General features: G+C 53.4%; 11 protein-coding genes. 9 read left to right on the plus strand and 2 right to left on the minus strand.

The features are described 5' to 3' along the window. The first annotated feature begins 306 nt into the window (after positions 1-306). The 6 genes from dnaK (at position 307) to LZP73_RS09075 (ending at position 7,652) form a co-directional block, all read left to right on the plus strand. Complete coding sequence (gene dnaK / locus LZP73_RS09050) at positions 307-2,229, plus strand: molecular chaperone DnaK (RefSeq protein WP_234234437.1); 1,923 nt, start codon at positions 307-309, stop codon at positions 2,227-2,229. Between the two features lie 105 nt (positions 2,230-2,334). Beyond that, complete coding sequence (gene dnaJ, locus LZP73_RS09055) at positions 2,335-3,471, plus strand: molecular chaperone DnaJ (protein WP_234234439.1); 1,137 nt, start codon at positions 2,335-2,337, stop codon at positions 3,469-3,471. 408 nt (positions 3,472-3,879) lie between these two features. Then, positions 3,880-4,461 (plus strand): ComF family protein, encoded by a 582-nt coding sequence (locus LZP73_RS09060; RefSeq protein WP_234234442.1) that lies wholly within the window; start codon positions 3,880-3,882, stop codon positions 4,459-4,461. Beyond that, a complete protein-coding gene (locus LZP73_RS09065; protein ID WP_234234443.1) occupies positions 4,461-5,015 on the plus strand; it encodes a hypothetical protein in 555 nt (184 codons plus the stop codon). The genes LZP73_RS09060 and LZP73_RS09065 overlap by 1 nt, the downstream gene beginning before the upstream one ends. A gap of 91 nt (positions 5,016-5,106) precedes the next feature. Beyond that, on the plus strand, positions 5,107-5,985 hold the full coding sequence (locus LZP73_RS09070; RefSeq protein WP_234234445.1) for a hypothetical protein: 879 nt from the start codon (positions 5,107-5,109) through the stop codon (positions 5,983-5,985). A gap of 362 nt (positions 5,986-6,347) precedes the next feature. Next, positions 6,348-7,652, plus strand: coding sequence for a DEAD/DEAH box helicase (locus LZP73_RS09075; protein ID WP_234234447.1), 1,305 nt, complete (start codon positions 6,348-6,350; stop codon positions 7,650-7,652). A 482-nt stretch (positions 7,653-8,134) separates the two neighbouring features. On the opposite strand, the gene LZP73_RS09080 is transcribed toward LZP73_RS09075, so the two are convergent. Together LZP73_RS09080 and LZP73_RS09085 are read right to left on the minus strand one after the other, a co-directional pair. Further along, complete coding sequence (locus tag LZP73_RS09080; RefSeq protein ID WP_234234449.1) at positions 8,135-8,695, minus strand: hypothetical protein; 561 nt, start codon at positions 8,693-8,695, stop codon at positions 8,135-8,137. A 387-nt stretch (positions 8,696-9,082) separates the two neighbouring features. Next, positions 9,083-9,907 carry a Mut7-C ubiquitin/RNAse domain-containing protein gene (locus tag LZP73_RS09085; protein ID WP_234234450.1) on the minus strand — a complete coding sequence of 275 codons (825 nt, stop codon included), beginning with the start codon at positions 9,905-9,907 and terminating at the stop codon, positions 9,083-9,085. Between the two features lie 259 nt (positions 9,908-10,166). Here LZP73_RS09085 and LZP73_RS09090 point away from each other — a divergent pair, with 259 nt between their 5' ends. The 3 genes from LZP73_RS09090 to LZP73_RS09100 all read left to right on the plus strand — a co-directional run bounded on the left by LZP73_RS09090 (position 10,167) and on the right by LZP73_RS09100 (position 11,771). Further along, a complete protein-coding gene (locus LZP73_RS09090) occupies positions 10,167-10,589 on the plus strand; it encodes a hypothetical protein (protein WP_234234452.1) in 423 nt (140 codons plus the stop codon). Then, complete coding sequence (locus tag LZP73_RS09095; protein WP_234234454.1) at positions 10,586-10,789, plus strand: helix-turn-helix transcriptional regulator; 204 nt, start codon at positions 10,586-10,588, stop codon at positions 10,787-10,789. Before LZP73_RS09090 ends, LZP73_RS09095 begins: the two co-directional genes overlap by 4 nt. Before the next feature lie 181 nt (positions 10,790-10,970). Then, complete coding sequence (locus tag LZP73_RS09100; RefSeq protein WP_234234456.1) at positions 10,971-11,771, plus strand: M48 family metallopeptidase; 801 nt, start codon at positions 10,971-10,973, stop codon at positions 11,769-11,771. The last annotated feature ends 116 nt before the right edge of the window (positions 11,772-11,887 follow it).

Genomic DNA, 11,887 nt, shown 5'->3' on the forward strand with positions numbered 1-11,887 from the left:
TTATGGCATTCGGCTTGACTCGGGCTGAATCATAAAAATTTACCTGATAATTTAATGAATTAACCTATTTTAGCCGCGAGACTCAGTCGCTGTCTGGTCCGGGCGGCGATCTTTCGTCGCCGACCGGATCCGAATTTTGATCAAAAATTTACTTTTCTGCCCTTGTAATCAGTTTGCCCGTCCCAATATAGGGAGTAAGGCTGATATGGATGCAAACCAGGGCGGACTTGATATTTACCCTGTCCGTCCCCATATCGAAACCAGACAACAAATTTAGCGTTACAGAAATATTTTGGAGGACCTCTCATGGGTAAAATTATTGGTATCGATTTAGGCACAACTAACTCTTGTGTAGCTGTCCTCGACGGTGGCAAGGCACGGGTCATAGAAAACGCGGAAGGTGATCGCACCACGCCGTCCATCATTGCCTACACCGAAAACGAAACTATCGTTGGTCAACCTGCCAAGCGTCAGGCCGTGACTAACCCACATAACACTTTCTTCGCCATCAAGCGTCTGATCGGTCGTCGTTTCAAGGATGACGAAGTTCAGCGTGACGTGAACATCATGCCATTCAAGATCATTCAGGCCGACAACGGTGATGCCTGGGTCGAGTCTCGCGGCAACAAGATGGCGCCTCCACAGGTTTCTGCCGAAATCTTGAAGAAGATGAAGAAAACCGCCGAAGATTTCCTGGGCGAAGAAGTCACCGAAGCCGTTATTACCGTTCCGGCTTACTTCAACGATTCACAACGTCAGGCGACTAAAGACGCCGGCCGTATCGCGGGTCTGGAAGTTAAACGTATCATCAACGAGCCAACGGCTGCGGCATTGGCCTATGGTATCGACAAGAAGCAAGGCGATAACATAGTTGCCGTTTATGACTTGGGTGGTGGTACCTTCGATATCTCTATCATCGAAATCGACAGCAACGACGGTGACCAAACCTTCGAAGTACTGGCGACCAACGGTGACACCCACCTGGGTGGTGAAGACTTCGACAACCGTTTGATCAACTACCTGGCAGACGAGTTCAAGAAAGAGCAAGGCCTGGATCTGCGTAAAGATCCTCTGGCGATGCAACGTCTGAAAGAAGCGGCCGAAAAAGCCAAGATCGAACTGTCGAGCACCAACCACACAGAAGTGAACCTGCCGTACATCACAGCAGATGCCACGGGTCCCAAGCACTTGGTGATCAAGATCACCCGTGCCAAGCTGGAATCTCTGGTTGAAGACCTGATCACCCGTACCCTGGAGCCGCTGAAAGTGGCACTGGCCGACGCAGATCTGTCTATCTCCGACATCAACGAAGTGATCCTGGTCGGTGGTCAAACACGTATGCCTAAAGTCCAGGAAGCCGTTACCGCCTTCTTCGGCAAAGAGCCACGTAAAGACGTTAACCCTGACGAAGCCGTTGCCGTCGGTGCCGCCATCCAGGCCGGTGTACTGGCCGGTGACGTGAAAGACGTACTGCTGCTGGACGTGACTCCCCTGTCTCTGGGTATCGAAACCATGGGCAGCGTGATGACCAAGCTTATCGAGAAAAACACTACTATTCCTACCAAGGCGCAGCAAGTGTTCTCGACCGCAGACGACAACCAGAGCGCCGTGACCATTCACGTGTTGCAGGGTGAGCGTAAGCAAGCCAGCGCCAACAAGTCTCTGGGTCAGTTCAACCTGGACGGCATAGATGCGGCTCCACGTGGCACGCCACAGATTGAAGTCATGTTCGACATAGACGCCGACGGTATTCTGCACGTGTCTGCCACAGACAAGAAAACCGGCAAGGCACAGCACATCACCATCAAGGCCTCTTCCGGTCTGTCTGAGGAAGAAGTTGACCAAATGGTGCGTGACGCCGAAGCCCATGCCGACGAAGACAAGAAGTTCGAAGAGCTGGTACAGGCACGCAACCAGGCCGATGGCTTAGTTCACGGCACCAGGAAGCAGGTCGAAGAAGCGGGTGAAGCATTGCCAGCAGAAGACAAGGAAAAGATCGAAGCGGCCATGGCTTCTGTCGAAACCGCTATCAAGGGCAACGACAAGGAAGCGATCGACAAGGCGACTCAGGAGCTGATCGAAGCCTCTGCCAAGCTGATGGAAATCGCTCAAGCCAAGGCTCAGGCGCAGGGCAGCGATGCCGGTGCCGACGCGAGCCAGAGTGCCGACGCGACTGCCGATGATGTTGTCGATGCTGAATTCGAAGAAGTGAAAGACGACAAGAAATAATCAGTCACTTTCGATTAGTGATAGTAACTGATTAATTTCCAGGCGGGCGTTACGGGGAAACCCTAACGCCCGTTCGTACAACTCCAGCCGAGAAAGCATGAGACTATGTCAAAGCGAGATTATTACGAAGTATTGGGCGTTGGCCGTGATGCCAGTGAGCGCGAAATCAAAAAGGCTTACAAACGTTTAGCCATGAAATTTCACCCGGACAGAAACCCGGGTGACAAGGCGGCCGAAGCCAATTTCAAAGAAGCGAAAGAAGCCTACGAAATCCTGACCGACAGCGACAAGAAGGCGGCCTATGACCAGTTCGGTCATGCCGGCGTCGATCCCAATCGTGGCGGCGGTGGTTTCGGTGGCGGCCAGGACTTCGGCGATATTTTCGGTGATGTGTTCGGCGATATCTTCGGTGGCGGTCGTCGTGGCGGCGGTGGTCAGCGTCAGGCTGCCCGTGGCTCAGACCTGCGCTACAACCTGGAGCTGTCGCTGGAAGAAGCGGTCAAGGGCCTGACCAAGGAGCTGCGTATTCCAGCCTTGGCTGCCTGCGATCTCTGTGATGGCAGCGGCGCCAAGAAAGGCACCTCGGCCACCACCTGTAGCACCTGTCATGGCCAAGGCCAGGTACAGATGCGCCAGGGTTTCTTCGCCGTGCAGCAAGCCTGTCCAACCTGTCATGGCCGCGGCAAGATCATCAAAGAGCCTTGCAGCAAGTGTCATGGCAATGGCCGGGTCGAGAAGAGCAAGACCTTGTCGGTCAAGATCCCTGCCGGTGTCGACACCGGCGATCGTATCCGTCTGGCCGGTGAAGGCGAGGCAGGTGAGTTCGGTGCGCCTCCGGGCGATCTCTATGTGCAGGTGAGCGTGCGTGAGCATGCGATCTTCGTGCGTGACGCCAACAACCTCTACTGCGAAGTGCCCATCTCCTTCAGCAAGGCGGCGCTGGGCGGTGAGATCGAAGTGCCGACCCTGGATGGCAAGGTCAACCTGAAGATCCCCGCAGAGACCCAGACGGGGCGCATGTTCCGCCTGCGCGGCAAAGGCGTCAAGTCGGTCCGCAGCCATGCGGTCGGTGACTTGCTGTGCAAGGTAGTGATGGAAACGCCGGTGAATCTCAACGAGCGTCAGAAAGAGTTGCTCAAGGAATTCGAGGCGACCCTCACGGGTCACTCCAAGACCCATAGCCCCAAGGCCGAAGGTTTCTTCGATGGGGTGAAGAAGTTCTTCCAGGATCTGAATAGCTAAGCTGGTTTAGTTCCGCTGTTGTCAGCGTGACTGGCGATAATTGGAAGCCCTGCATTGGTAACTTTGCAGGGCTTTTTCATTTCTAAAATGGTGATAAATGTTATGAGTGATTAAGCACTGTCATTCCAGTGACTCGCCATTAACTCATCCCTGAGGGCTCGTCGACGGCATCCATGCCGTCGACGGTCACTTTCATGGCAGTGCTTACTCTTGTTAACTCTTGATCTGCCTGAAAAATGATTACCCCGAAGCTGCAAATTCCTATATCTTAAAGCATACAGAATTACGTGGATGTGGCGGAAGCCTGTGATTTCAGTAATGAGTCCAACACGCGATTTATGCGCTGCAGACGGCGCAACACAGAAATACTAAGACGTTAGGCAATTTGAGTGGCTGGAGGGAAACACGATGGATGTGAATGTAAAACAAATTGAAGGGATTTGGACCTTAGGTTACTCACTTGACAGGCATACGACTCGAAGCACTCCAGTTGGGTATAACGAGTATGGACATATGCAGTTTGATACCGAGCGCCCGGAAGCTGGAGAAGCGCTTTTTCAGCTCAAATATCGCTCAGATTATTCACAAGTTCCGATAATCGGGCAGCAATTATACTCTTCATTTGGGAGCGCTTTTGCATCTGCTAGCTTGGTAGTGCCTATGCCGGCTTCAACTTCAAGGAGTCGTCAGCCTGTTACGGAAATCGCAAAAGATTTAGCTCAACGCATGAGAGTCCCTTGTGTTGAGAATTTACTTGTAAAAACGGGCATCACTCCCCCAATGAAGGACATTGAATCAAGGGCGGAAAAAGTTGCTGCCTTAGTAGGTGCATTTAATGTATACGACGTACTGGGTGAAGGTATATTTGATGTTTTGATCGTTGATGATCTTTTCGATACGGGCTCTTCTTTAGAGGCCGCGACAACGGTATTACGGGGCTATCGTAAAATAAGAAACGTCTATGTATCCACGGTGACTAGGAAAAGATAATGCATAAAATATTTATATCAGGTTCTATGGGTATCAAGAACTTAGATGAAAATGTTCAAGCCAGAATCAACAATATAGTTGATTCTGGATATCAAGTGATTGTTGGTGATGCAAGCGGGGTAGATAGCTCCATTCAGGAATATTTGATTTCAAAAAACATGGAATGGGTTCTTGTGTATTGTTCTGGTGATAGCCCGAGAAACAACCTTGGGCATTGGCCAGTATCAAGAATTGAAACAGACGCACCATCAGGAACCAGGGCATTTTTTACGGCCAAAGACTTAAAAATGGCCGAAGATTGTGACTATGGATTAATGGTTTGGGATACGAAGAGTACTGGCACGCTGAGTAACGCAATTGAACTCTTAAAGAGAAAGAAGTTAGCTCTAGTTTATATCAACAAAGCGAAGGAGTTCCTCAAGATAAAGGACGTAAATGATCTCGAAAAACTTACTACTTATATGAGTTCATCTGCATTAGAAAAAGCAGATAAAAAGCTTAAGATAAGAGAGGTAATAGAATATTTTAAGCATCAACAAGATAGCTTGTTCTAGATGCCTAACAAGCAAGCACGCGGAACAACTTTCTGTTTCGCTCCAAATTTCTGGCGTTACATTTCTAAGTGAGTAAGGGAGAATTATCTGAATGAAAATTGGTGCCGCAGGATTAATGAAACTCGCGGAAATGATTTGCGGCGATGATCCATTTCGAAGCTTTCCTTACCGCAGCTCCTCATATTTGACTCGTTTCTTTGTGGACCTTGATCTAGATTATGTTCACGATGGATCAACTCGCCGTGTATGGGTAAATGACGTATTAAAAGAGTTAAATGAACGTAAAGCGCTCCAAGAGAATATGCCATCTGCGGAGATGAAAAAGGTAATTGAATATCTCTTGCACCCAGATCACTTTTTGTTCAATGAAAATGTGGATAGAGAAAAGTCTATTCAAGCGGTCGAAACATGTCTTAAAACCTATGAACTAACAATTGCACAACAATCAAATGGTGTTGTTATGCTCTGCCCCGCGCACGGGCAATTTGTATCTTCTTCTCACGAGGAAGTCCCTACGGAACAGCTCATCAGTTTTAAACCAAGTGTCTTTAATGTTCCGAAAAAGCCCCAAAATGAAAAGCTGATTTCGGTGATGATGCCTTTCAATGCTAGCTTTGCTGGCACCTACGATGCGGTAAAACGTGTGGCTGAGTACATGCAGCTAGAGTGTCTAAGAGCGGATGATATCTGGAATAACTCCACGTTTATGCAGGACATATTTGATTTGATTTTTTGTGCGAAAGTCATTGTGGTTGATTTTACAGGTAGAAACCCGAATGTCATGTATGAAACAGGAATCGCTCATACGCTTGGAAAAACAGTAATACCAATAACGCAATCGTTAGATGATATCCCGTCAGACCTTGGGCACCATAGAGCATTGAAGTATTTGCCAAATGAGCAAGGTTATATAGATCTGAGTAACGAGATATATAAAAGATTAAAGGTGATCTATAAGATCGAAATGTAACAAGGCGTCGTTGTCGGACTGTTTTTCCGCTGCGCTCCAAAACAGCCGCAAAGCGCAACGTCAGGTGCCTTAAGGAGTCGCAATGCCGATAAATCTCATGGAAGTTGCTGGTGTAAAAATACAGCCGAAGCATAAGGCGACTTGCCATTGGAATAAAAGGGGTCAGAGCCGTTTTATTTACCGAGAAAAATGTGGACACTTGGAATTCTGCCCTAAGAAAAAGAAAGGACAGCCAAAACATATTTCCTCATATACTGTGACTAGTCGTTTCCCGTAGGCGCGGGCGCAGGCTGGCGGCGGGTTTTACTTATCCGGTGACACTGGTAGACTTCGCCCTTGACTCCCTTAGCCTTGTATCCCCCATGACGTTCGCCGAGCTTAACCTCAATCCCGTACTGCTTGCGGCCTTGCCTCCTGAGCTGCACACCCCGACGCGTATCCAGCAGTTGGCGATCCCCGTAGCCCTGCAGGGCAAAGATCTGCTGGCGCTGGCGCAGACGGGCAGTGGCAAGACCCTGGCCTTGGGCCTGCCGCTGCTGCAGCGCCTGCATTCAGACACCTCAGAGCCAAGGGATCGGGGGCAGGCGCTGATCCTGGTGCCGACCCGGGAGCTGGCGGCGCAGGTGAGCAGGGCGCTGCAAGCGGTGGCGACGCCACTCGGGATAGGGCTGCAGCTCCTGTGCGGCGGGGAGGCGCAGGAGACCCAGCTCGAAGGCCTGGCCAAGGGGCCACAGCTGTTGGTGGCCACCCCTGGGCGGCTGCTGGACTTGCTCAAACAAGCTGCCCTGAGTCTGGCGTCTGTGCGCCACTTGGTGCTGGATGAGGCCGACCGTTTGCTGGAGATGGGCTTCTGGCCCGATATCCAGCGTCTGCTGACGCATATGCCGGATGGGCGTCAGACCTTGCTCTTCTCCGCGACCCTGCCAACGGCGCTGAATGAGCTGGCGCTGGGGATGATGACAAAGCCTGTGCGCATCGAGGCCCAGGCGCTCAACTCTGTGGTGAGCGACGTAGAGGAGCGTCTGTATCTGGTCAACAAGGGCAGCAAGGCCCAGGCGCTGATAGCCTTGCTAAAGCAACACCAATGGCCACAGGCTTTGGTGTTTATCGGCGCCAGGGACAGTGCCGATGCCCTCGCCAAGCGCCTCGCCAAGGCCGGGGTGGCTGTGGCATCCCTGCATGGCGACAAGGTGCAGGCGGTGCGCACCCAGACGCTGGAGGATTTCAAGGCGGGCAGGGTGAAGGTGTTGGTTGCGACAGATCTGCTGGCCCGCGGCATCCACGTGGATGCCTTGCCCGTGGTGCTCAACCTGGATCTGCCGCCCAGCGCGCCCGTGTATGTGCATCGCATCGGCCGCACCGCCAGGGCCGGCGCCTCAGGGCTGGCCATCTCGCTGGTGTGTCATGGTGAGAGCGATTCCCTCGATGCCATCCGTACCCTGACAGGGCGGGCCTTGCCGCTGCAGGCATTGCCGGGTTTCCCCGTCACAGATCTGCCGGCCGCCAGGGTCGACACGGGCACGGGCACTGGCTCGTTCGACAATCCGGAGGGGAAGAGCCGTGGAGAAGCCAGCGAACGCAAGCGCCCCCCCAGGGATAAACAGGCCAACCGCCGCAGCATCAATAAGCGCAGCATCAAGGACTTTAAAGGAAAATCCGGCCGCTAGGCGGCTTGGCTATGCTTGAAAGGCTCCTGCGGAACCTTTCCAAGCTGCGCTTGGTGAGTGCGCTTGGCGAGAATCGTGGGCTTTAGCTCTGGCTAATAAGCTCAACCGCCGGGGTTATGCACCCTGCACCCGCCATGATGCCCCTGCTGAGTCAGGTGCATTAGATGCCTGATATTAAATCAAGAGGTCCATCCCCCCGGTGGCAACTCCCAAGGGGGGACTCTTTGGCCTGTGCGCTCACAAAAGAGCAGTGGCTGGCATACCTCTACTTAGACTCTGCTGCCAGATGGCACAGCAAAGCAGGCACTGCCTACGTCTTTAGGTCAGCGGCCGCATGGCTAACGAGTCATGTCATGCATCGATTGCGGTGACGGCCCTGGATGCACGAGCGGCACGACGGCGGCACGACATAAACTGAGCCGGGACACTTGCCCGGCTCATGGCTGAAATTTGGCTGTAGGGGGCAAATGAGGGAAATGCGTTCAGTGTTTCCCTTCATGGCCGCGATCCTTGCCTTTTCCCTTTCCCTGGTCCCCATGGCCTTTGCCGCGATTGCCCTTATCGTCACGGTATTTCTGCTTATGGCCCTGGCTGTTGCCATCCCCCCTGTCACGGTAACTGTGGTCGTCATCCTGGCGGTCCCGGTAGTCCCTGTAGTAATGCTTATCGCCGCGATCATGGTGGCGTCTGTTTTCGTACTCTTGCCTGTGTTGACGGTAATAGGGCACAAAGGTGTGGGTATACCAGCTGTCCCGGACGAACATGACACGTTCACCGCAGGCTCGGTAGTAGTGACAATATCTACGCCAGTCTCTGGCATGGTAGAGGGGCACCCTCAGGTAGATGACAGGGCGCGAGATCACCAGGGGTTCAATCAGTATGGGTTGGCCATAGATGACCTCAGGCTGCGGAAAGTCGCCTATCTCTATTTGGCCATAGAAGCCGGGTTGGCCGATGCTGATGGAGATGCCGACGTCGGCGGCGAATGCCGGGAGAGTGACGTTGCTGAAGAGCAACATGGCTGAAAGCAGCAAACCTTTCATGATGAATGTCCTTCGGTGCGTATCTTTTAATGAGCCGTAATAAGTCACCCAAACCCAAAATCAGGCCCAACATCAGACCCAACATCAGACCCAACATCAGACCCAACATCAGGCTCAACGAGAGCGGCTAATCTTGCTGCGCCGCTTACGGCTCTGGTTTCAGTGCTGGTTGCAACTCTGGTTCCAGTATTGGTTTCAGCTCTGGTTTCAGTGCTGATTTCACCCGCGGTTGCAACCAGGCGCGTTAGACAGTTTCGGCTTGGGGCCAAAGATACTGCCTGTCTGTTAGTCAGTATAGTCCAGGGCGCAAACCCGACATAGTCGCGGCTTTATCCGGGAACTTAACTGCCGGCACATGAAATCGGCGCCATGGAACGCTGGAAAGCCTTAATCTTTGCCGCCGTTTACATCCTGAGGGCGGGCGCCGGCGGAGTGCAGGCTGGCGCGCAGGGCGGCGATGCGCCGGCAAATTTGCCGGTAGTGGGAGCCTTGCCAGTAGATTTTGCGGCAGCGAGGACATTCCTTGTAGGCCTCGTAGCAGCCAAAGGCCCCCGGCGGCACCCGCCCGCGGACCTCGGCCTTGTCTATGGCCTGCAAGACGGTATTGCATAGGGGGCAGCGGCTGAAGGGGGCCAGCTTATGCTCGAGTTGAAAGCGCTCTATGACTTCCTGGATCTGGACCCTGACATCCGTGCTCCTCACCCAGTAGCCGTGGCTGACCGAGTTATAATGCAGTATGCCCTTGTCTCTGGTCAGTATGATGCGCTGCTCCGCCAGTGAAAGTGCCACTATCTCCCTGTCGGCAAAGTCACTGCGATACAGGCTGTCGAAACCCAGGAGTCTCAGTTGGGTCGCCAGTTTTCCCAGGTTCACATCCACTATGAATTTGCTGTCCCGCAGCGGCCTGTGTTTGAGCCGGGTGATGGCGCCGATATCGAAACACTCGAACATGGGGTAGACACTGACATGTTCCTGCCCCTGTAGCCGGTAGTTGAAATCGACGGAGCGGCCATCCACCAGGAGCAAATCTATCTCGGCATGGGGCACCCCCAAGGCGGCGAGGGTATTCTTGATGCTGGGCCGTCCCTTGAATCCATAAGCAAAGCTGACCCTGCGCCTCGCCAGGGGTAAGAAATCGTTGAGTTCCTCATAGAAGCGAAAGAAGGAAGTGCGCACCAAGGCCGCATGAGGATCCTCTCTACTTAAGCTCATAAGCGTATCCTGCTGAATCCATCACTATCAGCATAGCCCTGCCGCGATTGCGGGTAAAATCCGCAGGCCTGAGTTCATGGGTTAAGCACCCGCCCAGGTCAAGGACAGGAGCTGCGCACCACATGGGTCGCCGTAAACTCGTGTGCCTATGATCTAAAGTCACGTATTGACGACTTTAAGTAATGTAAGCTTGACATTTTAGGGGCTGTTGCTAATGTAAGTAAAGTTAACATGACTTAATGACAAATGGAGTGTACATATGAGCAAGTTAGAGCAGGATGCAGAAGTTTGGCAAACCACCTTGAAGCGCAGCACCCTCAGCCTGGGCCTATGGTCAGGGAGTTGGTTGCTTTCAACTGCGCTGCTGGCCTTTGGACCGAGGTTTCTCTGGCAGTTCGATACCTTGTATTCGCTCCTGGCACTCATGCTCAACCTGGGGTTGGGCGCCGTCATGATCAGAGCCAACATCCGCCAGGTGCAGGCGATGGATGAGCTGGCGCGCAAGATATTTTTAGATGCCGCCGCCATTACCTTGGGCGTAGGTTTGGTGTGCGCCTGCAGTTACGGCATCATGGAGGATATCAGGCTGATCAGTTTCGAACCCGACATCTCACACCTGATGCTATTGATGGGCCTGACTTTTCTCGTCGGTGTGCTGGCGGGCAACAGGAGATACAGGTGAAAAATAGATTGAAAGTGTTGCGGGCGGAACGCGACTGGACTCAGGCACAATTGGCGCAGGCCTTGGACGTTTCACGCCAGACGATCAATGCGATTGAAACCGGCAAGTTCGATCCCAGCCTGCCGCTGGCCTTCAAGGTGGCGCGTTTGTTTGGCTTGCCCATTGAAGCTATTTTTCAGGATGAACCGGCACAAGGGTAGAGTCATTGCAGCCTGCAGCCCAGCCATAGACGGGGCAATCTCTGCTTGAAGCAGGAGAAAGGCTGGATTGAGTGCCGGGAGGCCAATCTTCGTTTGGCATCCCCGGCAGGCACAAGTAAAATTTCCATATGAAGCGCCTATGGCTGGAATAGATCAAGGAGTAGCACAAAGGATGAACCCCATGAAACCCCTATTGTTGAGTTTGCTGACCACGGCCCTGCTGAGTGGCTGCGTCACCACTGAGTCACCGACCGGCCGTGGCCAGACCCTGTTGTTTTCTGCCGAGCAGATGCAGCAGATGGGCGACAGCTCCTTCGCCGAGATGAAGCAACAGCAGAAGCTGAGCAAGGACAAACGCCAGACTGACTATGTGAACTGTGTCGCCCGGCGCATCACCTCTGTGTTGCCGAACCAGGGCCAAGCTTGGGAGGTGGTGCTGTTCGACTCGGAGCAGGTCAATGCCTTCGCCTTGCCAGGTGGCCACATAGGCGTCTACACCGGGCTGTTGAAAGTGGCCGAGGGGCCTGACCAACTGGCCACTGTGCTGGGGCATGAAGTGGCCCACGTGTTGGCCAATCATGGCAACGAGCAGGTCTCGCGGGCGCAGCTGACCGGGGTCGGCATGCAGATTGCCGATGCGGCGCTGGGCGGTGTTGGCGTGGCCAACAAAGATCTCTATATGTCGGCCCTGGGGCTCGGGGCCCAGGTGGGCTTCATTCTGCCCTTCGGCAGGGCGCAGGAGAGTGAGGCCGATGCCATTGGCTTGGAGCTGATGGCCAAGGCGGGTTTCGATCCCGCGGCCAGTATCGCCCTGTGGCAGAACATGGATAAGGCGGGCGGCGGCCAGGGCGTCGAGTTGCTGTCGACCCATCCGTCCCATGGACATAGGATAGAGGAGCTGCAGAAACGCCAGGCCCAGGTGTTGCCCCTGTACCATGCCAGTCAGGCCGGGGTGAAAAATCGCTGCCAGCTGGGCAAATAAGCCCTGGCTTTGCCAGCATCTGCGGGCAAAATGTGTTACACTGGCGCGCGAAAATCCCCAGATACGAAAATTTAAGCTACTTAAATTCACGGCTAAAATTCACTGATTACTGAGAG

The sequence above is a fragment of the Shewanella sp. AS16 genome, assembly GCF_021412365.1.
Lineage (GTDB): Bacteria > Pseudomonadota > Gammaproteobacteria > Enterobacterales > Shewanellaceae > Shewanella > Shewanella salipaludis.

Excerpts from the sequence above, each read along its gene's own strand:
- dnaK (WP_234234437.1), top strand. The coding sequence starts at position 307 with ATGGGTAAAATTATTGGTATCGATTTAGGCACAACTAACTCTTGTGTA.
- dnaJ (WP_234234439.1), top strand. The coding sequence starts at position 2,335 with ATGTCAAAGCGAGATTATTACGAAGTATTGGGCGTTGGCCGTGATGCC.
- LZP73_RS09060 (WP_234234442.1), top strand. The coding sequence starts at position 3,880 with ATGGATGTGAATGTAAAACAAATTGAAGGGATTTGGACCTTAGGTTAC.
- LZP73_RS09065 (WP_234234443.1), top strand. The coding sequence starts at position 4,461 with ATGCATAAAATATTTATATCAGGTTCTATGGGTATCAAGAACTTAGAT.
- LZP73_RS09070 (WP_234234445.1), top strand. The coding sequence starts at position 5,107 with ATGAAAATTGGTGCCGCAGGATTAATGAAACTCGCGGAAATGATTTGC.
- LZP73_RS09075 (WP_234234447.1), top strand. The coding sequence starts at position 6,348 with ATGACGTTCGCCGAGCTTAACCTCAATCCCGTACTGCTTGCGGCCTTG.
- LZP73_RS09080 (WP_234234449.1), bottom strand. The coding sequence starts at position 8,695 with ATGAAAGGTTTGCTGCTTTCAGCCATGTTGCTCTTCAGCAACGTCACT.
- LZP73_RS09085 (WP_234234450.1), bottom strand. The coding sequence starts at position 9,907 with ATGAGCTTAAGTAGAGAGGATCCTCATGCGGCCTTGGTGCGCACTTCC.
- LZP73_RS09090 (WP_234234452.1), top strand. The coding sequence starts at position 10,167 with ATGAGCAAGTTAGAGCAGGATGCAGAAGTTTGGCAAACCACCTTGAAG.
- LZP73_RS09100 (WP_234234456.1), top strand. The coding sequence starts at position 10,971 with ATGAAACCCCTATTGTTGAGTTTGCTGACCACGGCCCTGCTGAGTGGC.